This window comes from Dactylosporangium sp. CA-139066 (assembly GCF_050936175.1).
Lineage (GTDB): Bacteria > Actinomycetota > Actinomycetes > Mycobacteriales > Micromonosporaceae > Dactylosporangium.
Genome location: NZ_JBNJNH010000001.1, coordinates 2,519,030 through 2,539,669 on the forward strand (window position 1 = coordinate 2,519,030; position 20,640 = coordinate 2,539,669).

Consider the following 20,640-nt stretch of genomic DNA (forward strand, 5'->3'; position numbering starts at 1 on the left):
CGGCCCGTTGCTGTGAGCTGGCTGCTTCACGGTTGACGGCTTGGTGTCGCAGTGCCGGACGACCGCTGAATCGTGTAGCGGTCGTCGGCCGGTGGTCGGGTGATGGCCCGATCCGTCAGGCCGACCGATCGGCGCCGGCCCGCAAGGCCAACCGATGTGGGTAGTTCCCTGCCATCGGTTCGACGGTTGGGCCTTGCGGGCAAGCCGCGGTCGGTCAGGATCGAGGGCCATCGCTCGCGGCGGCCGGCATCGCGCGCCGGGCGGGTTGTCGGCGTGGGTGACTGGCCATCGTTCGCTTCGGATGGATAGTTTGTGTCGGTGGGGCTGCCTCGTCGGCTGGGATTGGTGTTGGCTCCGGAGGTTGGCGAGTCGCTGGCGTCGTGGATCGACCGCCTGGGGCAGGACATGCGCCGGTCGCCCGGATTGGTGGCTGATGACCTTGGTTTGCGCGTCGTCCCGGGCGCTGTTCAGCGCCCGTTGTCTCTGCTGTTCGGGATCACCGCGAACGATGAGCAGACGGCGGCAGTTGAGGCCGCCACGGGTGTGGGTGCCGAGGTGCTCCACGCGATGCACCTGTCGGCCTATGACGGCACGGTGCTGGACCTCAGTGACTTGGCCGATGACAAGGCGAGTGTTCAGCGGGTCTGGTTCCGGGAATGGGCGTTGTTTACGACGAGCCGCGCGTGTCCGTCCTGCTTGGCTGAGTCCGGTGGCGTGTGGATGCTGTGGTGGCGGCTGGCCGCCGCTGCGGTGTGTCCGACTCACCGTTTGATGCTGGTCAGCCATTGCCCGCGGTGCGGGCTGGAGTTGCGGCGCGGCACGGAACGCAACCAGGGCGTTCCACCGCGGACTCTGCTGGTGGAGCCGACGCGTTGTGCGAACAGGACCCGCGATCGCATGTGTGGCTATCCCTTGACGGAGTTGCCGCAGGTGCCGGTTCATGATGACGTTTGCGCCGCTCAGTTGGCGTTCTTGGACGCTGCGTATGGCCGGCCGCCGCCGGTCGCCGGCCGCTGTATCGGTGCGGCCGAGTGGGCTTGGGCGTTTCGAAGTATCTGTGGGCTCGTCCGGTTCGTTGGGGACAGCATCGAGCTGCCCGCGGTGGTGCCAGCCGCCGCGGCGCAGGCGTTGGTGGATGATGCGCGTCGTCGTCGCGGGGCCGCCTCGTCGAGGCAGGTGCCCGGCTACCGCAGCAAGCCGCGGTCGGCGCTACTGGCCACCGCGCTGCTCGCGTTCGCCGGGCGGACGCTCGCGGCGGGCAACGACGACGACCTGATTGAGGCGATGAGGCCGTTCGGCGCGGCGGTCGTCGAAGGGCCCGGCGCGCAGGAGTGCCGGCCGCTGTGGCGATGGCGGATGCCGCCGTTGGTGAGTATGGCGGTGCGGGCGGTCTTCCCCACCCCGATGGCCAGGTGGAGCAGAGCCGGCGCTCACGTGCCGTTCGCTGCTGACGTTGACCGCTCGGCGTCACGAACACCGCGACGGCGCAGGACGAGCGCGGCGTCAAGCCGGTCAGACCCGGGCGGGTGCCTGGAGTTTCGGCACCTGCCCCGGTTGGTGGCCGAGGCGGACTACCAGGAGCTGATCGAGCCGTGGCTGCGCACACCGCCTGGACTATCTGGCCGCCGCTACGTGGCGTTGGCCCTGGCGCGGATCTGCGGCGCAAGGACGTGGGCGCGTGCTGGCCTCGCGCTCGGATGGCCGGACGGTCGCGCGGCAGCGGTCGCCGACTACGTGTGTGAATTCGTTGTCGATCCGGCCCGGTTCTGGCAGGCGGCCACTACGTTGGCGGACCGGCTGCAAGAGCGCGGACCTATCGACTACGACCACCGCCGACAGGCGTTATCCCGATTCGTCACTATCGACCGCGGCATATGGGGTCCATTGTTCGCCGAACACGGTGGCAGGTTGATGCCCGCTGGCTGTCGAGCCGCAGCGGTCTGGTTATGGACCGCGATGACCTGCGGTGAGCTCGGCGACGCTCCCGCGCTGCTGGATCCGGGATGGTCGACGGTCCCGATCAAAAGCCGCCTGCGGACTTGCCGGACGATGTCCAGATGGTTGCCGGATGCGCTGGCCGATCAGATGTTGAGGTTCGGCGCGACGCTGTTGGACTCCCACAATCCGCGATGATCTTTTGTCGGAGGTACGGATCGCGGGCGTCGCGGCGAGTCGCCGTGCACCGCGGCGCTGGTGTCGGCGTACGAGTTGCAGTGCAGAGGCGCGTACACCGCCGAGCACACAGCGGCCATCGACATCCGCACGCACAGCGACGATCTGGAGGCCAAGCCGACTCAAGCACACAGAACTATTGACTACACAGGGTGATGTTTGCCGACCTCTGGCGACGTCCGGATTTGCCGAGAACAGTGCATCTGATCTTCCGAACTCGGTGAGGTGCTGCCGCACGCGGCGTTGCGAAACACGTTTGCGCTGAACTCCCCGAAGCTGGTCGATGCGAAGGGTCGGCTGATGTTGCTCTCGGTGGCGGCGGAGATCATCCTCGACGACCACGGACAGATCGACGTTCCCCCGCACATGGGGAAAGCGGCGTACACCCGGTTCAGCATCAGGATGCAACCAGGCTTCAACCGCGCCAGCCGCCTGAAGCACCCCGGCCTCGCCCAGACCTGGGCCGGCCCCTCATGCCCGCCGTGACAAGTACGGATTCGGGCAACGGCAGTTCAACGCAAGGAGCCTCACACTTCCGATTTTTCCGGAGTTATCAGAAATGGTCGATCACGTGTTGATCTCGTGCCTTTGGGCTTGACGCGAACTGGCAGACTGTAGTCGTCTCCTCATCTTGACTAATGGAGTGTCCGTTGCCACGCAGACGCAAGAATTCGTCTAAGCAACGAAAAACGTCGCCTAGGCTGGATGACACCAACAGTGGCGATGGCGAGCCTGTCGGTGCTCGCGCGAAAATCGTACACTGGACATTTCTTGGAGTGACCCACCTCCTCGCCTTGATCATCGGAACGGTCGGCGGCAGTTACGTATGGCGGATTGCGAATCGCATTGAAGACGAGCTTGGCCAGGGGCCACTCGTCGTTGTAACCAAAGAGTGGCCCACCGTGAACTGCGAAGTAGGCAGCCCCTATTACGCCATGCTTCCAGATGGGCCAGTGCCAACAAATTTTAAGTACAAGCAACCGGTAACGTATCTCCTAGCAAGCGGTGCGACAATATTCCGCGACGGCGTCTTAGAACTCCGATTGGTCACGCGTGATGAGATACCGGCGTACGTATATAAAATCGAAGTCATAAAGTTCAAAGAGGACAAGGCTGCGCAGCCGGCATGGGTTGCGGGCACTCCAGAGGGCGGTTGCGGTGGCGAGCAATATCGGGCCTTTAGCGCAGATCTAAACAAGAACGATGTATATGTCCGCGATCTCGGAATCATCGGAAACAAGCCGGGCGGGGTGGATCCGGAAGCTCCAACCGGCCCGATCGGAACCGGATTCACGACTGCGGCAGGCGACCCAGTTCACTTCTACCTCAACCTGGAAGCGTGCTCCGGATACTACGAATTTGGAGTCAGGCTGCAATATACCTACCGCGGAGACAAATACGTCCGACAGATTGGCACACCTGCTGAACCGCTCCGGATTATAGGAACGAGAAATGACGTTCCTTACTACAACTGGATATCGACGTACGACCCCCCTGGATTGCGGCAAGACCCGAGCTATTCGTGGCCATTTCTCAAGGGTTGCGCAGAACCGTCGCTCCAATCGTCTGTCCCGCCCGGTTGCGATAAATCTTCATTCCCCCCTATTGAATCGGCGAGCATCACGAAGTTCGTATGCTCTGGGGTCTGGGCTTACGTCGAGTATGAAGGCAAGGTCAATGTTCACGGCAGGCAGGCTGTTCTGTATCGTGCGGAATCCGGCCGGTGGAGGGAAGTAGTCTGGGGGTCGACGTCGCATGGGTCATTGACGAAGAGCGACGTGGAAGGTGCAGGCGTCAATCCCGACGAGATCGCGCGAGCATTTCCCGATCTCACCCTGTCCTGATGATTTACGAGAGGGCTACCTCAACTCCTCCCGTAACTCCGTTCGTGGTTCACCAGATTTGACGCGACCCGCGCCGACGTCAGTTCGTACGTCCGTAGGACTGTTGCACCGCAACGTCCCGGCTTCGTCCGCAGCACTAGGGCGAGGCCGGCGAGCCCTGCGGGAATCCAGGCATAGCATCTCGCGACCATGAGTACGCTCCGGCCCGACGCTGCAGCCGGCTAAATTAGCATGATGAGCTGAGCGCATCTGCCGCCGTTGGTGCGCGGCGGCAGGCTCGCGTACGTCACAGCGGGTGACCAGCACGGCGGCGCCAAGGCTTCCTGTCCTGCCGATGAGAGTGCGTTCGATGCTGCCGGTTTGGCTTATCCTCGCGTGCGTGGACGAGCGCATGTGGCACCAGGGCTCCGACGTTTCCTTGGTCATCCGTACCGATTTTGCTCATCCGCAGGAATGGATAGAGATTCAGGCGGCGATCGCTGAACCACAGACGGAGGACGGGTTCACCGCGTTCGTTACGTTCGTCGATGATCGTGCGTACGAGGGGATCACGCCGTCGCAGCTCCTGGAGATGGTGCCCGCAGACGTGCATCATGCCGTCACCTTCCTTGTCGACACGAAGGCGCTGACCCACCCTGACCGGCCGATTCTGGTGGTCAACCTCTACGACTACGTGGAAGATCTGGAGGACCAGGGCAAGGGGCCGCAGTACGGTGCCACGTTCCGAGTCGTGCCGTCCGAGATGTGGTCGATTCAGAACAACCTCACGATCTCGAACATGGACTGGGAAGAGTTCGCCGACAACGTGGACGGCGACGGCATCTTCCGCGGCTTCGAGTAACACGCAACCTGGTGCGCGCATCTGCCGCCGGGTGGGCGCGGCCGTCGACATGGAGATCGTCACGCTTCGTGGCCGGCGGCGCGGCAACGGACCGTTGCGGCCCTGCTCGGTCGTGCCGATGAGCGTGCGTTCGTCTCGCTCGTGTCGACCATGATGGTCGTATGGAGCTCGTGGAGATCTGGCCGGTCGTCGGGCTGCAGGTCCAGACACCGGATGTCGAGTTGTTCGTTCCCGGCGAGGGCACGCTCGTGGAGGTCGCGCGGCTGGCCGCTGCCGGTATCTACGATCCGCAGAATTACTATCTGCCGCGCACGCCGGTCGGCGGGTGGGAGGATTTTGAGTCCCCCGAAGCGGAGCGCCGGTTCCTTCGCTACTACTGGGCGGCCTTCGCCGACTGGCGACCGGAGCGGTGGAACCTCATGCTGGCCGCGAAGGTGGGTGGTGTGCTCGTCGGCGTGCAGGAGATCGGCGCGCAGGACTTCGCCGTCACGCGGGTGGTCTCCACCGGGTCCTGGATCGGCCGCGCATATCAACGGGCCGGACACGGCAAGGCCATGCGCAGGGCTGTGCTGCATCTCGCGTTCGCCGGCTTGGGAGCCGAGCGCGCGGACACCGCCGCCTGGGCGAGCAATGAGCCCTCCTTGGCGGTTTCGGCAGCGCTGGGCTATCAGCCCAACGGGACGACCACCCGGGCGGCCGAAGGTCGACGAGTGGACCAGATCAACCTCACCCTGCGGCGCGCAGATTGGCGAGGCTCGTCCGACGGCTGCAGCATCACCGGCCTGTCGCCCGGGGCACGTGCGATGCTGGGTGCGCCGATGCCGTGAACCCGAGACGCACCGGGGACCGCTGCCGCGGACCGCCGACCAAGCCCGCGTCAGCACCGGCCAGGATGCTCGCTCATGCCGCTGGGTGCGCGGCGCAGTGTTACAGGAAGGCGGTCCGCCTTTCGGCGCGTGGTTGACTTTCCGAGTGGTGCTGAATCAGGAGCTGCTGACTGCTCACCGGCCTCGTGACGTGGTTGATGCGGCTGGCGCGTGGATCGCGGAGGTGTTGGCCGAACACGGGTTCCGCTGGTTGGTCAAGACTCGGGATGTGCAGCGTGAGGTCGACGGCACCGTGCACCGGATTGCCTTGCAACCCAGTTCATACAATCGCACCGGCCGGCTCATCTCGATCTCCACGTATGTTGGGGTAACCGACGCGGCGTTGCGCCGGTGGCGGCTGGCGCATCCGCACCTGGTTGCCGGACCGGCCGAGCACGACTTCGTCTGCGGACACCTGCTGGGATATGCATCGGGCCGGGCGAACGGCTACGTGTACGGCGACGCTCTGGACGGCAATATCGACCTGACCGAACCGGCTGAGCGTGTCGATCACCTGAAGCGGTTCGTGGCGATGGTGCGCGAGGGTGTTCTGCCGTGGTTCGCCGAAGCCAGTGACCTCAAAACTGTCGTGGGTTCGCGGGCCGGCGACTGCACCAACAACCCGGTCGCACTGCTGGAATGGCTCGCTTACCACCGCCACCCGGACTTGGTTCACCGCTACGCCGAGCGGTACCGGGCACGCCACCCAGGCACCGATCAACGATGGGCCGACGGTGTCGCAGCCGCGCGTGCAGGACGCCCATGCCCGCTGACCGGCGACAACGTTGTGGCCATGGCCTGGTCGAGAACAACGCTCATGAGGCACCTCGGCAGCCTCAGCTGAGCGCTTGATCGGCCGCGCGCTCATGCCGCGGAGGGTGAGCGCGGGTTCGACCTCCTCCGTCACGCCGCGTGATGAGGTCACGCGATAACCGGCACGCTGAACTGCCGATGTCAGTGCGCTGTCTCGTCGCTGTCATAGAGGTCGAAATCGAGAGGCACACCAACCTTGGCGAGCCGGTACAGGAGTTCGGCCTCGAGCCGGAACATGTTTCCGAGCGGCTTCGCAGTGACGAAGCAGGACCAGAACATGGTCCCTCCATCGCTCTGGATCTGCCGAAGCGCAGGAAGCCGATCCTCGATGAGGGGAAGGAGCGCTTCCAGGTGCGCGGCGAGTTCCGCGGTCTCCGCGAGGGTGCTGTCCACTGCCCATGTGGTGTGCGCGCGCCGGCCGCCGCCCGGATTCCTCCTGGACACCACCTCACCCCGCTCGGTGACAGCCGGAGGCCGCAGACCCAGCCGCTGGCTGATTTCCTCCCCGGTCAGGGTCCCGCTCTGAACGATAAACGCGAGTCGGCTCAGTCCCGGCATCCCGACATCGTTTCAGAGTGTCCAGCTCCCGCCGCCGTCCGTGGGGGAGGCGGCGCAGAGCCGTCGCCGGGGCTGCTAGCGTTCAGCGCCATGTGGACCGAGGAAGTCGTGTCCGGTCTGCCGGCTTGGCGGCACATCGCGTCGGGGGTGCTGTTCCGCGCGGTGCCGAGCGGGACGTTCCACATGGGTCTGTCCGAGGCGGAATTGGAAGCGGTGCGCGCCATCGAACGCAGCGGAGGAGTCGAGGACACGCTCGAGCCGTTCTTCGCCAGCGCTGGGGACGCCCAGCCGGTACGCGAGGTGCGGATCGAGCCGTTCCTGATCGCCCGGCACCCGTTGACGGTCGCACAGGTGCGGCACTGGCTGCCCGAGTATGAGGACGACTACGCCGACGCGGACTCCGGCACAGCTCGGCTTGACGAGGACCTGGACGACCTGCTTGAAGCGCTGCCGTTCCGGCTGCCCAGCGAGGCCGAATGGGAGTACGCGGCCCGGGCCGGCACCACCACATTGACTTTCCGCAGCAACCGCAAGCCCGGCGAGGATCAGCTCCTCGACGACTTCGGCGACGAGGAGCGGACAGCCGCCGCCGAGAATGCGTTCGGGCTCGCCGGGATGGGCTCGGCGAACGAGATCTGCGCCGACGTGTGGATTCCCGGCTTCACAGGCGCTCCGGCGGACGGGCGCCCACGCACCGGCGACGGGCCCAGGGTGGTACGTGGTGGCGCCGCCGACCTGTACCCGTGGCAGGGCTGTGACGAATGGCTGCTGCTGCTAGCCGCCACCCGGTATGAGCACACCCAGTTCACCGCGGTGCGCCCGGTTGCACCACTACCATCCCACTCGGCGGGTACGAATGGGTGGCGACGATCGACCGATGCTTGATCACGTTTCCGCTCCTGCCGCGAAGTGCGCGCTGTATGCGGCTGCAGTCAGCTCGGCACGCCTCTCTACAGCGCGGCGAGCATCAGCTGTTAGAGTTCCTAACAAAATGATCTATGGGTCTTCCGTCTCTTGTGGACGATGATCTACGATCTCTCGCCGTGAGGCGTGGTGAACAGCCACCGTGGATCGTGCCGGACGGATTGTGGCAGCGCATCGAACCGTTGCTGCCCGAGCTGCCGCAGCGCGATCCCTGGCACCCGGGGCGCAAGCGGATCCCGGATCGGCAGGTGTTGTGCGGCATCCTGTTCGTGCTGCACACCGGCATCCAGTGGGAGTTCCTGCCCCAGGAACTCGGGTTCGGATCCGGGATGACGTGCTGGCGGCGGCTCGACGAGTGGAACCAGGCCGGGGTTTGGCAGCAGCTGCACGAACTGCTCCTGGCCGAGCTGCAGGGCGCGGGGAAGCTGGACTGGTCCAGGGCGGTCATTGACTCCTCGCACGTGCGTGCGGCGCGACGCGGCCCAAAAGTGGTCCGAGCCCGGTCGACCGCGCCCGGCCGGGCTCGAAACACCACGTCCTGACCGAGGGCGCCGGCATCCCGCTGTGCGTGTCGCTGACCGGCGGAAACCGCAACGACGTCACGCAACTGCTGCCGCTGATCGACAAGATCCCACCGGTCCGCGGCCGGCGCGGTCGGCCACGACAGCGACCCGACGAACTCTTCGCCGACCGCGCCTACGACCACGACAAGTACCGCAAGGCCGTACGCACCAGAGGGATCCGGCCCCGGATAGCCCGCCGCGGCCAACCGCACGGCTCCGGCCTGGGCGCATACCGGTGGGTGATCGAGCGCACGATGTGCGCCGCGAGGCGCTCTGTTGTATCCCCAGCTCAGCTGGGAGGGACTCGAAGGGAGGTTCCTGGGTTGGCTGGCTTACCTGGATCCGAAAGGTGAAGGGGACAGGAGCATGCCAGAGCAGCCCGGTGGCTGGGCCCAGATGTCAGGGACGGTGCACCGGGAGGACCCGCGTGATATGGCGAAAGCTGGATTGCCTGAACCCTAATCTCCAGTCGATGCAAGTTCTCATCCACCGGAAAGGCATCTGAAACCGGTGCCGTGCTCTGCGTCGGAGTCGATTGTGGCCGACGCACCCTCGGAGCGCGGGGCGACGCCCAGCGAGGGTGTTCAAGGAGATGAGTGGGGCGCCTACGTCACGCTGCTACGTACAACAGAGACGAACGCGGGATCGCCTGTGGGACGCGAGTCCTATGGCGACGGAGGCCTCGTAGTAGTCGCCGGAGTCACGACCGGCCAGGGAGGGCGGGAAAGCCGTCTGCAGGGCGAAGGGGGCCAGGTGATCGGACACCACAGAACTGAGAGGTATGCGTAATGCAGAGCGCCGCAACGGTGCTGGGTGTCCTGCGTGAGCGTGGCAGGCGCGGCCTGCCGCTTGACGAGCTGTATCGGCAACTGTTCAACCCGCAGCTGTATCTGCTGGCCTACGGACGCATTTACGCCAACCACGGCGCGATGACGCCCGGGGTCACGCAGGAGACCGTGGACGGCATGTCCCAGGCGAAGATCGGCCGCATCATCGCGGCGATGCGCCACGAGCGCTACCGATTCCGCCCGGTGCGACGGGTGCACATCCCGAAGAAGAACGGGAAGACCCGCCCGTTGGGACTGCCGACCTGGTCGGACAAGCTCGTCGGCGAGGTGGTCCGCCTGCTGTTGGAGGCGTACTACGAGCCGACGTTCTCCGACCGGTCCCACGGGTTCCGGCCACGGCGAGGCTGTCATACCGCGTTGCGGGAGATCGCCAACACCTGGACCGGAACGGCCTGGTTCATCGAGGGCGACATCGCCGACTGTTTCGGATCGCTCGATCACGGCCTGATGATCACGACCCTGTCGGAGAAGATCCACGACAACCGGTTCCTGCGGCTGGTGCGCAACATGCTCACAGCCGGATACCTGGAGGACTGGAAATGGGGCGCCACCCTGTCCGGGGCTCCCCAGGGCGGCGTGGCCTCGCCGGTCCTGTCCTCGATCTACCTGCACAAACTGGACCAGTTCGTCGAGACAGTCCTGATCCCGGAGTACACCCGAGGGGGCCGTAGGGCGCGCAACCCTGCCTACCTGGACCTGCAGAACCAGCTGGCCAAGGCCCGACGGCGTGGTGACCGCCCACTGGCGCGGGCACTGCGGCGGCGGATGGTCAGCCTGCCCAGCGCCGACCCGGACGATCCGGGATACCGGCGGTTGCGGTACTGCAGGTACGCAGACGACCATCTGCTCGGGTTCACCGGCCCGAAAGCCGAAGCCGAAGACATCAAACAGCGCCTGGCCGAGTTCCTGCGCGACGAACTCAAGCTCGAACTCTCCCGGGACAAGACGCTGATCACCCACGCCCGCACAGGCGCGGCCCGTTTCCTCGGCTACGAGATCACCGTCCAGCACAACGACACGAAGAAGACCGGCCGTTACCGGCGCGTCAACGGCCAGATCGCCCTGCGTGTCCCCAGGGACGTGATCAAGGCCAAGTCCGCCCCCTACCTGCACCGCGGCAAACCCGCCAAGCAGAAGACCCTGACCAACGGCAGCGACCACACCATCGTCGCCACCTACGGGGCCGTCTACCGGGGCATCGTCCAGTATTACCTGCTGGCCGGGGACGTCTATCGACTGCACCGGCTGCGCTGGGTCATGGAGACCTCCATGCTCAAGACCCTGGCGGGCAAGCACCGCTCGACGGTGTCGAAGATGGCGGCCAAGCACAAAACCAAAATCCAGACACCGCACGGGCCACGCACCTGCTTCGAAGCACGCATCGAACGCGACGGCAGGAAACCACTGGTCGCACGGTTCGGTGAGACACCACTCCACCGGCAGAAAACGGCGACGGTCACCGACCGCCAACCGATCCGGGTCGACCACCCGCACAAGGAACTCGTCTCACGACTCCTCGCGGACGTCTGCGAGATCTGCCAGCGACCGGGCAAGGTGGAAGTCCACCACGTCCGCAAGCTCGCCGACCTCGGCCAACCCGGGCCGCTGCAGCCCCAATGGGCCAAGGCCATGGCCAACAGGCGACGCAAAACCCTCGTGGTCTGCGCCTCCTGCCACGGCCAGGTCCACACCGGGCAACCAGCCATACCGCTCACGCAGTAATCACTGGAGAGCCGGACGATCGGGAAACCATCAAATCCGGTTCGGCGGGAGGCCGCGCGGAAAAGGACCAGTCCAAAAGGCTGGCACCTCGCCGCGCGGCCGACCCATCCGCCTGGTACCACGGCATGAAACGACTCCGCATCCGGTGGGAACGTCGCGACGACATCCACGAAGCACTCCTCGCCCTCGCCACCTGCATCATCACGTACCGGCACGTCGTACGACTTTGTTAGGACCTCTTAGACACATGGACGAAAAGGTCGGCGAGCGGGGTGGCGTCCAGGTCGGCCGCGATCTCCACAATCACCGATGAGGCTCTGTCGGCGGCGACGGAGTAGCCGCTGAGGAACCGGCCGTCCGGCCAGCCCCACGCTTCGGGCGTGCGGGTGACGAACGCCGACGGCCTGTCCCCAGCGGCGATCGGCTCGGCCGCATTCGCCGACAGAAACTGTTCGATACACCCACGCGACGCCGACATCCGCATCAGCATGTCGGCCTCGCCGAAAAGGTTGCCGAAGTACCAATACCTCACCCCGCGCTCGCCGCACTCCGGAAGCGTCAGATGCGCCCAATCCAGCGCGCTGCTAAGCGTGATGTGGTCGCTGTCCGGGTACTGCCGCGGGTCGTACACGCGGCGCCACAGCACGACCACCGTCGTCGCCACGATGGCCATCGCGAGCACGGTGAGACCGGCGATCCAGCGGCGCACGAACGAGATCTTTCCCGCGGTCACCGCCGCGCACAAGCGCGCTGCGTCGTGCTGTCCACCTGCTTGATCACGTACGCGCTCATGCCGCGATGAAGGATCGGTGCCGCGGGGCTGTCCGCGCTTACAGTGTGGGTAGCCGGTCACCTTGGGCCGGGCTGATGTGGTTGTCCAGAAAGTAGCTGTAGACCTGCAGGTCGCCGTGCAGGTCGCCGTCGAGATAGGTCAGGTAGTCGGCCAGGCCAGTGGCCGCTTCTCGTTCGTCGGCGCGGTCGGAGTCGCTCCAGCACCGATGTTTGGTCGTGATCCACTCCCGGAGCCGGGCGCGGTCGCGCCACCATTGCCTGACGAGAGCTGGCGTCCAGTGCGCGTCGCCGTCGCAGGCCCAGCCGGCCCACGGGTCCTCTCGGGCCGCGAAGATGACGGCGCGGAGCTCCTCAATGCTGCGCGGCTGACGGTAGAGGAACTCCTGCTCGTAGTCGATATCGTCGCCGTACAGCACATGACGCGGCGCGTGTAGCCGGCCTACCCAGCAGTTGTCAGTCTCAGCGCCGTAGAACGGGCCGGGCACATTGCGCCAGTTGCGCTCCGACCACTTGCCCTGGAACGTCGCATCACGCCCCCGCCACAGGCCGTCCTGCGGCTGCGCTGCGAACACCGCGCTGACGTACGGCATCGGATCCCAGTAAAGCGGCGCCCGGTCCTCGGTCACGAACACATCGTAGAACCGCTTGATCAGCTGCGCGCTCATCAGCGTAAGTCGTTTTGTGTCAAGCCCTGTGGGGTCGGTGCCTCGTCCGTCGTCTGTCCCGGCATAGCGGTAATGGGGTTGGTCCCGGCAGCGTGTAATCGGGTTGGTGGGACGACGGGCGGGGCTGCCCATGATGAGCGTCGAGGTAACGGTGGTTCCTCAATGCCGCGTGGGGCTTGCCCCGACCCAGCTTGGCTCGCCTGACCGTCAGGCGGCGATAGGCAGTGCTGTCGGGTGCTGTCGGGTGCCGTAGGTGGCGGTGAGCGGGTTCCAGGGTTTGCCGGTGGTGATGACGGCGTGCAGGTGGCGCAGGATCGCCGCGGCGATCACGGCTTGGGCCTGGGTGACGGTGAGCTTGTTGTGTTCGCGGGTGGTCAGGTGGGCGAACCGGGCGGCGTAGACGGGGTTGGGGCGTAGCGCGCCCCAGACGGCGCGCCAGGCGGCCAGCCGGAGTCCGGGGCGGCCTTGTCCGGTCAGCTTCGTTCGGCCTTTGAACGTACCGGACAGCTTTTCCCGGGGTGCGAGGCCGGCGTGTTTGACCAGCGCACGGGCGGTGGCGAAACGTTTCGGGTCACCGGTTTCGGCCAGGATCGCCGCCGCGCCGACCGCGGAGAGTCCGGTGATTGAGGTGACCAGGCCGGTCAGCTGCAGTTCGTCCAGCACGCTGGTCATGCGGGCTTCGGCTTCCGCCAGCCGCCGCCGGGTCTCCAGCCAGTCGCCCAGCAGCAGCGCGACCCGTTCCAGGGCGCCCGGGCGGTGGGCGATCACTCCTGCCGAGTCGCTCAGCGCGGCGAACACCTGCTGCACGATGCGCAGACATGGCCGTTGCCGGCCGCGGCGCAGGATTTCCCGGCGGACCAGCTGCTCGAACCGGGCCGCGCCGCGGCGACGGGTCAGGGCCAGGTCACCGTGGTCGCGGTCCAGCACGACGCTGATCGCGGCGGTCCAGGTCGAGGACCGAAACGGCTGCCGGGCGGCGTCGAGCGCGGCCGGCCACACACACTCCAGCAACGCGCGGATCTGCTGCACCTGGCTGACCGCCTCGACCAGGAGTTGTTCCCGACGCGCGCCGAGATGCCGCAGTCGGCCCCAGGTTTCGTCGACCGGTTCCGGCACTTAGCAGCGCAGCTGCGTGGTCAGCCGGGCGATCAGGACCGCGTCCTTCTCGTCGGTCTTGTCGAACGTCAGGTCCTCGCTGCGCCGCGCCCACGAGGTCAGCATCGGCTGGACACACACGAACGGCATCTGCCGCTGCGCAGCGAGCTGACCCACAACCCGCCACCGGTGACCGGTCGGTTCACACGCCACCGTCACCCCGGTGAACCCTTTCCCGGCTGCTTGAGCCGCCGCCCAGTCCAGCGCGACACCGAGATTCCACGCCCGGCACCGGAACGTCTTGCGGGCAAGCACTTTCGAATCGTGATCGGTGACGACGACCATCTGCTTGGCGTCGGCCAGATCGATCCCGACGATCGCGTTCGACAACGGCACCAGCTCCCGCAACCGGGCCAGCCGCGTATTGCGGTTGCGATCACCACGCGACACACCGCTACCGTTACCCACGAACGTCCTCCTCCTGCGATGGGACACCAAGCCCGACAAGCGCATCAGGAGGACGTTCCTACATCCCGCATCGACACGCAGAACGTCTTTCTATGCCGCGATCCGGGCGCCAGCCCGCGTCCACCGATTACTCACCGTCAGTGGCGGACGAGTTCTCATCCGCTGGTGCCAGCCGCACCTCTCGCGACCGCATCCGGGGGCACTACTCGGACTGTTGCCTTACCTCTTCGAGTAGGCCGCGCACGACAGTATCCAGTTGCTGCAGGTCGCTTCGGCGTCCGAGCCTTCCGAGTCTTTCCTGTCGTTCCAGCACTTGGTCGTCGTTCAGCGCCTCAGCCCAGGCCTTGATCGCGGCGATGGGTGGGGCCTCCGGGTGCAGCGCGAGTGCCTCGGCCATGCCATCTCGTGCCACGGATGCGAGGATCTTCCGCTCGGATCGTTTCACGGCGGCGTGAATCTCGCCACGGACAACGCTTCCTGAATATCTCCGTATCCGACGCCGACATCGATCTGCGGAGGTAGCGGGGAGACATCACGTGTGCCAGTCACCAAAGTCGGAATTGCGGTGGTACGCACCCACTCTTCGACGTAGCCGAGTTCTTTCATGAGTACGTGCCAGGTCTCGGTGTGCGGTCGTTGGATCGACACCTTCGGCCAGATCGAAATCGGTCTTTGCTTGTAGAGCGGACCTGTGACCAACGTGTCTCCCGCAAGCACCTGCCGGCCAGAGTTTGGGCTGATGACGACGTCTGGATCCTTGACGTCAGGAATGACTTCGGCGATGAAGGTGGCGGCGACAGCTGGGGTGCGGTGCTTGGCGAGATTGGTGTGTTCGGCCAGCACACGCAAAGGGTGGTTGTCCGCGTCGCGACGGTTGAACGGCTGAAGATCGCGCAGCCGAGCAACCAGCGGCGAGCCGTCGAGCAGGGGCAGAAGATCAAGTCGACGTCGCTGCCGTAGCCAGTCCGAGAATCCATCGTTACTCGTGGTCGCCGGCATCTCGATGCGGCGAGCCTCGCTGGCATCAAGCCTTCGACCGATCTGGTGTTCCACCTCCGCAAAGAGCGTGTGCTCGATCGCGGCTCGCAACTGCGTCAACGCATCGGCAACGAGCCGTGGAACAGCCGCAGGAAGAGGCGCGACTCGCGCCACTCTGACGTGACAAAGCTCGCCATCCGCGGTGTTCACCAACTCCAGCGGCCCAGGCTTCAGGTAGTCGATGAGAACCTGGCCCGCCCAGTCGATGAGTTCGTCCGCGTGGGGCCGGCGTGAAGACCACATGGTGCTGATGTTCGGGCAGCCACGAGTAGTCGGATCGGACCGGACGCATGATCGCAGCGTATCGGTACCGGCGAAACGAAGAGATCGAGTTTGTCGGTGGGTGATCGTCTCGCGCCGCAACGGTGGAGCCGCACACCAGTGAATGGTGACGCGGCCCGCGGTTCAGGCGGGTTTGGCCTGCTTGGCGGGTGGGGCGGAACGGGTCGAACTGGTGCGTTGCTGGTGTCGGCCGCCGACGACCTTGGCGTACTGGCGTTCGGTGGCGTACGACGACGTGATCGTGTCCAGCAGTTCGCGGGTGACTGCCTCGGCGCCCTGGCGTACCGCGCGGATCGCGGCCAGGCGGATCAGGTCGTGCAGGGCTGCGATGCTGCCGCCGGTTCGTTCGTGCAGGTAGCGCCAGTGCCGGCGGGCCAGGCTGCCATGTGCATGGCGGTGGAGCACGAGCGCGTCCTCCAGGGTGGCGACCACGCCGATCCACTGCTCGGCCTGTTGCTTGGTGGCCACCGTGAACGGTTGCAGGCGGTGGTGACTGAACCGGCCCGCGGTCTGGGTGTTGCGGTCGGCGCCGCGGCCCTCGGACAGCAGTGGGCTGGTCTCCAGATCGACCCCGGTCCCGACGATCGTGCAGGCGGCGTGGTTGGCCAGGTACTTGATGTGGTCGTTGGAGGCGCGTCCTTCCCGCTGCGTGCAGTCCAGGAAATGCAGGTCGTCGAAGATCAAGAGCTGGACGCCGCACCGGCGGATCGCCGTGAGGACCAGTTCGTCGATGTCGTCCTTGGTGGGCTTGCCGCTGGAGACCGGGATGTGGAGGTAGCGGGCCAGTGCGAGGGAGATCTGCTTCGGCGTCACCGAGTCCGGCACGGACAGGTAGACCACCGGCACGTAGTCGCCGAGGCGGTCCGCGGCGAAGCGTTCAGGGAAGTCCTCTCGCAGCCCGAGTTCGAATCTGCGGGCGATCATCTTCACCAGGGTGCTCTTGCCGACGGTCGGTGGGCCGTCGATGAGCAGCCCGGGTCGCGCTCCGGCGGGGGCATCCTCGTTGGCCTGTAACCGTTCCAGGATCAGCTCCTCGAAGTGCAGCACGGGTGGGGTCCACGCCAGCACCAGTGCGCTGTGGTGGCGGCCGCGGTCGTGGTTGAACCTGCGCCGCGCCCCGGTGTCCATCGCCTGGTAGTCAGACCACGACGGCAGCGCTGGCCGGGCCGGAGACTGGTAGCCGAGGTAACAGCGCCAGTCCTCCTTGGTGCGCGGCTCGACCAGGCCCGGATGCCGGGCGTTAGCGGTGCTGCCGTCGTCGCTCACCTCTGTATCCCGCCGGTCGGGCCGGCCCACACGTCGTAGGTGTGGACCTGGTCGAAGTCAATGTCGAAGTCCTCGCCGGCGGTGGGCACGGCGCGCAACACCGGCCGGGTCCCGGCAGGTGGGTCAGGATCGGCGTCGATCACGTCCGCGCGGGCCCGGTCCCGGGCGGCGGTGCGGGCGCGTTCGGTGTCGCGAGCGCGGGCCCTGCGATGCGCTGCGGTGGCCGCCTCAGGCGCGTCGGTGCGGTTCTGCAGGTCCAGCAGCGCCGCGGCAATCTCCTGCTCGTCGGCCGGGTCACGGCCACGGGCGGCGAGTTCCTTCTTCACCTGGTGCAATGTCACATCGGTGAACGGTTCGGTGCCCCGCAGCGCATAGTTCCACCGCAGGGTGTGCCAGGCGTCGGTGAACGGATCGTGGAAGTACGCCTGGGTCAGGTCTCGGGGGTCGATCCGGACCGGCCACTTGTCGCGGGTTTCCGGCTTCTGGTGGCGTTGATGGAACGGGTAGTCCATGCCCCGGTACTTGCGCAGGACCTTGCCGTTGTACCGCAGATACTTGTGCTGCACCCCGTAGTGCTGGATCGTGCACCAGGCGATCGGTAGCAGTTCCAGGAACAGACCCGCATCCGCCGGCGCCGCGACGTACCCGGCCACGGCGACCGCGGTGCGGTAGGCGTCGTTCGGCGACAGGCTGAGCTGCGGGAATCCGGGGAGCACCAGCCCTGTGTGGCGACGCCGTTGATACACCATGACGACGTACTGGGCGAAGAACTCCTCCAGTTCCTCGATCGTCCACCGGGCGACCGCGGCCACGTCCCGTCCGCGGTGCGCGACACTGTAGCCCTTGTACCCGGCCACGTGCTGAGCGAACTGTGATCTTATCGTTCTGAATGCCGCCTCGACCTGCGGCTTATCCGTCGGCTGATACTTGCGGGCGTCCTGCACCGTGATCCCGTACCGGCGGCAGACGTTCTTGACCGTCTCGGAGGCGAACGCCTTGCCATGATCGATGATGATCGTCTCGGGGAAGATGACCGGGCGCGCAGCCGCCGCGGCGAACCGTTCATCCTGCGACAGCAGCGGCTGGCAGGCCAGCCGCAACATGGCGTGGCGGACCGAATCCGGCCAGCCCGGACGCATCGGCTCCGGAGTGAGCGCGTCGGCGATCACCAACCCCGCGTCGACGGCCTTGGTGCCCTTCGGGTTCAGCCGCCAGGCCAGCAGGCTGCGGGTGCAGACGTCGACCGCGATGGTGATCTCCACGGACAGGGTGGTGTCCAGTTCGGGATCGTAGGCCAGCACGTCCAGCCAGCTCGTGTCGAGCATGACGATCTCGCCGGGCCGGCTGGCGGTGATCACCCCGTAGACCTTGTCCGGCTGATTGTCGGCGCTGCGCCGGGTGGTGGCCGCCCCGGTGGTGTAGCGGCCGGGCAGCGCCGCCGCGGCGTACCGGTTGAACGTCGACGGCGGCGGCACCGTCACCACTCCGGGGCCGTGCAGCCCGTCCAGCCGGCGTTGCACCCGCCGTCGCAGCCGGGCCAGGTCCCCGGTTGAGTCGTCGACCTCAGCGGCGGCGTGCTGCGCCAGGATCGCCTCGATCAGCCGCGGATCAGCCCCGCCCAGTGGATTGGACAGCCGCACCGTCCGGCCGTCGATCAGCCCGGCCAGCCCGTGCGCGCGCCACTGACGAAGCCGTTTCCACACCACCGACGGTCCGCAGCCGAGCTCGGTAGCCTTTGCCTGCACCCTGGCCCGTAACGGCAACGACGGGTGATACTCCACCCGAGGCTCGTCGGGTTGTGCCGATGCCGCCAGACCGGTGCGGAACCCCGTCGTCATCTCCAACAGGTGCGCCTGCATTGCGCGCACCGCGGCCCGCTGATCCTCCGGCAGAGCGTCCAACAACGGCCCGGGATCCGGCCGCGGTGCCGCCGGAACCACCACAGGCTCGGCCTCGATCGAGGCCCGAAACGAGGCGTGCGCCAGCAACTCGCCGGCAAGGATGAGCTGCTCGCCTCCGGCCTCGGACCGCAGCCGGACCATCCCATCGACCAAACCGGTGACCCGGTGCCGCTGCGCCTCGAACTCGATCCAACTGCCCGGCCTCAGCCGCAGCGGCGGCCTCACTGGGCCACCTCGCCGGCCACGACCAGCGTCGACTCCCGCAGCGGCGCGTCGAGGTCGAACACGATCCGCTGCTTCCAGCACAGATGGAACAGCACCGCCCGGGCGATGTCGGGGTACTCCATGAAGCCGAGGAGATCGCCGATTGTGACCGGCCGACCGGCCAGCCCAACCAGCCGCGGCATCAACTCCGCCCCCAGGTTCGGCGGACGGCGGTACCCCGACAACCACGACACATTCGCCCACCGCTGCTCGAGCGGCTCACCGACCATCTGATAGTCCCAGCCCAACCGAGCGCACACCCGTGCGGTCCGCTGCCGCTGCAGTGTGACCTTCGACGATCCCAGCCGGTTGGGATCCTTAACGTCCAACAGCCAGCCACTGCCGTCATCGCGCCGGGCGAACACATCAGGGACGTGACGCCACGCGCCCCTGCCGTCCACGCCATCGAACTCCAGCGGCTGGACGGAATATCCGACAACTGCCGGGTCGAAGTCCAACAACGTCAGCCACTTCGACTCCAGATAGCTCTCGTACTCCAGCAACTGGCCCGTTGTGGCTGACCAGTAGCGACCCGGTGTGTGCCGCTGACCGCGGTAGCTCGGCACCCGGCGCGCCATCCGCCCGTCCTCGAACGGCACCGCAGTGACCCGATCCAGCGGCGTCAGGTGCTCCCTGCCATCCCGGTCGATGTAGCGCACCCGAACCAGATCGACAGGACGTTCGCCAGCGACATCGTGGCCCACGCGGACCCGCTTCCTGCTCTACGATTGAGCGGCAACGCTCCACGTTCTACTACACGAATCGATGAGTCGCTACACGACTCGCCGGATTCCTACAACGGCCTTCGGATGTTGGTGAGGTTCGGTGTTGGTCAGGAGTGCGCGGACCAGATGCCCGGCTGCGGCGCGCCGGCCGGGTAGCTGGGCTGGTGTTCGTGGTCGAGCACGCTCGCGGCGGTGGGCGCCGGTCGCCAGATGACGGCGGTGGGGTTTTGCGGGTCGTCGTCAGCGACGGCCGTGCAGCCGGGCGCGGTGCAGCGTCGCTGCTCGCCGTGGAAGATCACGCCGTAGACGAAGCCGGAGCTGGCGGTCACGTACAGGCAGAGCGGGCCGTCGCGGTGGACGCTGGTCTCGGCGCCGCGGCTGGTGCTGAAGAGGTTCGCGAGTTGCCGGTGCCAGCTGGCCAGGGCGGTTCGGTAGCGGTCGCTGCCGGGGCCGTAGGCGTCGGCGAGGGCCTGCAGGTGCTGTTCGCAGGCGGTGATCTCGTCGGCGGCCTGCCGGGTGACGTCGATGCGGTACCGGTCGGGCCGGTATTCGCGGACGGCGAGGTCCGGCGCCGGGACGTCGGGGTCGTCGTACGTCGATGGCATGACGTTGATCAGGTTGAGGCCCAGTTCGACGGCGGTGCCGAAGGCCTGCGCCCGGTTGACCGCCGCGTCGGCGATCGCCGCCCACTGGCTGGCGGGGATCGCGTACTGCCGCGGGTCCATCGGTGCCTGCGGGCCGTAGTTGGTGACGCTGTCGCCGAGGTCGGCCAGCAGGGCGTCCAGCACGCCGGTGACCGTGGTGTGCAGCAGCTCGACGGTGCTGGGGGCGGTGTCGATGCGGTCACGGAGACTCTCGAGTTCGGCGGCGGTCAGCGGGCGCCGGACCCGGTAGGTGGTGGCGAGTTCGGGCATGAGCAGGCTCCTGAAACAGCAAGGCCCCGGCGCCTGATGCGCCGGGGCGGGGGATGGGCATGGGCGAGGCGGTTGCCGG

Annotated in this window: 19 protein-coding genes and 1 pseudogene; 9 read left to right on the plus strand and 11 right to left on the minus strand. The window is 66.6% G+C overall.

Annotated features, from left to right (window positions below; translation table 11 throughout):
- Positions 1–312: 312 nt before the first annotated feature.
- The 6 genes from ACQEVU_RS11560 to ACQEVU_RS11585 all read left to right on the plus strand — a co-directional run bounded on the left by ACQEVU_RS11560 (position 313) and on the right by ACQEVU_RS11585 (position 6,567).
- Positions 313–2,133, plus strand: a complete 1,821-nt coding sequence (locus ACQEVU_RS11560) for a TniQ family protein (protein WP_433322725.1) — start codon at positions 313–315, stop codon at positions 2,131–2,133.
- A gap of 264 nt (positions 2,134–2,397) precedes the next feature.
- Positions 2,398–2,658 (plus strand): hypothetical protein, encoded by a 261-nt coding sequence (locus tag ACQEVU_RS11565; protein WP_433322726.1) that lies wholly within the window; start codon positions 2,398–2,400, stop codon positions 2,656–2,658.
- 290 nt (positions 2,659–2,948) lie between these two features.
- A complete protein-coding gene (locus ACQEVU_RS11570) occupies positions 2,949–4,016 on the plus strand; it encodes a hypothetical protein (protein ID WP_433322727.1) in 1,068 nt (355 codons plus the stop codon).
- Between the two features lie 379 nt (positions 4,017–4,395).
- Positions 4,396–4,857, plus strand: a complete 462-nt coding sequence (locus ACQEVU_RS11575; protein WP_433322728.1) for a DUF6924 domain-containing protein — start codon at positions 4,396–4,398, stop codon at positions 4,855–4,857.
- A gap of 161 nt (positions 4,858–5,018) precedes the next feature.
- The gene (locus ACQEVU_RS11580; RefSeq protein WP_433322729.1) at positions 5,019–5,684 is read left to right on the plus strand and encodes a GNAT family N-acetyltransferase; all 666 of its coding nucleotides are present in this window, start codon (positions 5,019–5,021) and stop codon (positions 5,682–5,684) included.
- 145 nt (positions 5,685–5,829) lie between these two features.
- On the plus strand, positions 5,830–6,567 hold the full coding sequence (locus ACQEVU_RS11585; protein WP_433322730.1) for a hypothetical protein: 738 nt from the start codon (positions 5,830–5,832) through the stop codon (positions 6,565–6,567).
- 110 nt (positions 6,568–6,677) lie between these two features.
- On the opposite strand, the gene ACQEVU_RS11590 is transcribed toward ACQEVU_RS11585, so the two are convergent.
- On the minus strand, positions 6,678–7,094 hold the full coding sequence (locus tag ACQEVU_RS11590) for a DUF4279 domain-containing protein (RefSeq protein ID WP_433322731.1): 417 nt from the start codon (positions 7,092–7,094) through the stop codon (positions 6,678–6,680).
- A gap of 90 nt (positions 7,095–7,184) precedes the next feature.
- On the opposite strand from ACQEVU_RS11590, the gene ACQEVU_RS11595 reads away from it, so the two are divergent.
- The 3 genes and pseudogenes from ACQEVU_RS11595 to ACQEVU_RS11605 all read left to right on the plus strand — a co-directional run bounded on the left by ACQEVU_RS11595 (position 7,185) and on the right by ACQEVU_RS11605 (position 11,151).
- The gene (locus tag ACQEVU_RS11595; protein WP_433322732.1) at positions 7,185–7,979 is read left to right on the plus strand and encodes a formylglycine-generating enzyme family protein; all 795 of its coding nucleotides are present in this window, start codon (positions 7,185–7,187) and stop codon (positions 7,977–7,979) included.
- 185 nt (positions 7,980–8,164) lie between these two features.
- A pseudogene (locus tag ACQEVU_RS11600) lies at positions 8,165–8,835 on the plus strand (IS5 family transposase); the annotation flags it as partial.
- A gap of 534 nt (positions 8,836–9,369) precedes the next feature.
- Positions 9,370–11,151 (plus strand): reverse transcriptase domain-containing protein, encoded by a 1,782-nt coding sequence (locus ACQEVU_RS11605; protein WP_433322733.1) that lies wholly within the window; start codon positions 9,370–9,372, stop codon positions 11,149–11,151.
- A gap of 229 nt (positions 11,152–11,380) precedes the next feature.
- Here ACQEVU_RS11605 and ACQEVU_RS11610 read toward each other — a convergent pair whose 3' ends face one another.
- From ACQEVU_RS11610 to ACQEVU_RS11655, 10 genes are all read right to left on the minus strand, one after another.
- Positions 11,381–11,860 carry a hypothetical protein gene (locus ACQEVU_RS11610; RefSeq protein WP_433322734.1) on the minus strand — a complete coding sequence of 160 codons (480 nt, stop codon included), beginning with the start codon at positions 11,858–11,860 and terminating at the stop codon, positions 11,381–11,383.
- Between the two features lie 121 nt (positions 11,861–11,981).
- Positions 11,982–12,608: a hypothetical protein gene (locus tag ACQEVU_RS11615; protein WP_259863950.1), complete on the minus strand. Its 627-nt coding sequence runs from the start codon at positions 12,606–12,608 to the stop codon at positions 11,982–11,984.
- Positions 12,609–12,815: 207 nt separating this feature from the next.
- Positions 12,816–13,724: a transposase gene (locus tag ACQEVU_RS11620; RefSeq protein ID WP_433322736.1), complete on the minus strand. Its 909-nt coding sequence runs from the start codon at positions 13,722–13,724 to the stop codon at positions 12,816–12,818.
- Positions 13,725–14,216 carry an IS110 family transposase gene (locus ACQEVU_RS11625; protein ID WP_433322737.1) on the minus strand — a complete coding sequence of 164 codons (492 nt, stop codon included), beginning with the start codon at positions 14,214–14,216 and terminating at the stop codon, positions 13,725–13,727.
- 157 nt (positions 14,217–14,373) lie between these two features.
- On the minus strand, positions 14,374–14,568 hold the full coding sequence (locus ACQEVU_RS11630) for a hypothetical protein (RefSeq protein ID WP_433322738.1): 195 nt from the start codon (positions 14,566–14,568) through the stop codon (positions 14,374–14,376).
- Between the two features lie 44 nt (positions 14,569–14,612).
- Positions 14,613–15,452: a hypothetical protein gene (locus ACQEVU_RS11635; RefSeq protein WP_433322740.1), complete on the minus strand. Its 840-nt coding sequence runs from the start codon at positions 15,450–15,452 to the stop codon at positions 14,613–14,615.
- Between the two features lie 162 nt (positions 15,453–15,614).
- Complete coding sequence (locus tag ACQEVU_RS11640) at positions 15,615–16,757, minus strand: TniB family NTP-binding protein (RefSeq protein WP_433322741.1); 1,143 nt, start codon at positions 16,755–16,757, stop codon at positions 15,615–15,617.
- A complete protein-coding gene (locus ACQEVU_RS11645) occupies positions 16,754–18,745 on the minus strand; it encodes an integrase (RefSeq protein WP_433322742.1) in 1,992 nt (663 codons plus the stop codon). The genes ACQEVU_RS11640 and ACQEVU_RS11645 overlap by 4 nt, the downstream gene beginning before the upstream one ends.
- A 134-nt stretch (positions 18,746–18,879) precedes the next feature.
- Complete coding sequence (locus ACQEVU_RS11650; protein WP_433322743.1) at positions 18,880–19,626, minus strand: TnsA-like heteromeric transposase endonuclease subunit; 747 nt, start codon at positions 19,624–19,626, stop codon at positions 18,880–18,882.
- 128 nt (positions 19,627–19,754) lie between these two features.
- Positions 19,755–20,561 carry a hypothetical protein gene (locus ACQEVU_RS11655; RefSeq protein WP_433322744.1) on the minus strand — a complete coding sequence of 269 codons (807 nt, stop codon included), beginning with the start codon at positions 20,559–20,561 and terminating at the stop codon, positions 19,755–19,757.
- Positions 20,562–20,640: the final 79 nt, after the last annotated feature.

What these genes read in the sequence shown, in the direction of transcription:
- ACQEVU_RS11625 (WP_433322737.1), bottom strand. Translation starts at nt 14,216, where the DNA reads ATGCGCTTGTCGGGCTTGGTGTCCCATCGCAGGAGGAGGACGTTCGTG.
- ACQEVU_RS11615 (WP_259863950.1), bottom strand. Translation starts at nt 12,608, where the DNA reads ATGAGCGCGCAGCTGATCAAGCGGTTCTACGATGTGTTCGTGACCGAG.
- ACQEVU_RS11590 (WP_433322731.1), bottom strand. Translation starts at nt 7,094, where the DNA reads ATGCCGGGACTGAGCCGACTCGCGTTTATCGTTCAGAGCGGGACCCTG.
- ACQEVU_RS11605 (WP_433322733.1), top strand. Translation starts at nt 9,370, where the DNA reads ATGCAGAGCGCCGCAACGGTGCTGGGTGTCCTGCGTGAGCGTGGCAGG.
- ACQEVU_RS11655 (WP_433322744.1), bottom strand. Translation starts at nt 20,561, where the DNA reads ATGCCCGAACTCGCCACCACCTACCGGGTCCGGCGCCCGCTGACCGCC.
- ACQEVU_RS11595 (WP_433322732.1), top strand. Translation starts at nt 7,185, where the DNA reads ATGTGGACCGAGGAAGTCGTGTCCGGTCTGCCGGCTTGGCGGCACATC.
- ACQEVU_RS11580 (WP_433322729.1), top strand. Translation starts at nt 5,019, where the DNA reads ATGGAGCTCGTGGAGATCTGGCCGGTCGTCGGGCTGCAGGTCCAGACA.
- ACQEVU_RS11630 (WP_433322738.1), bottom strand. Translation starts at nt 14,568, where the DNA reads ATGGCCGAGGCACTCGCGCTGCACCCGGAGGCCCCACCCATCGCCGCG.
- ACQEVU_RS11635 (WP_433322740.1), bottom strand. Translation starts at nt 15,452, where the DNA reads ATGTGGTCTTCACGCCGGCCCCACGCGGACGAACTCATCGACTGGGCG.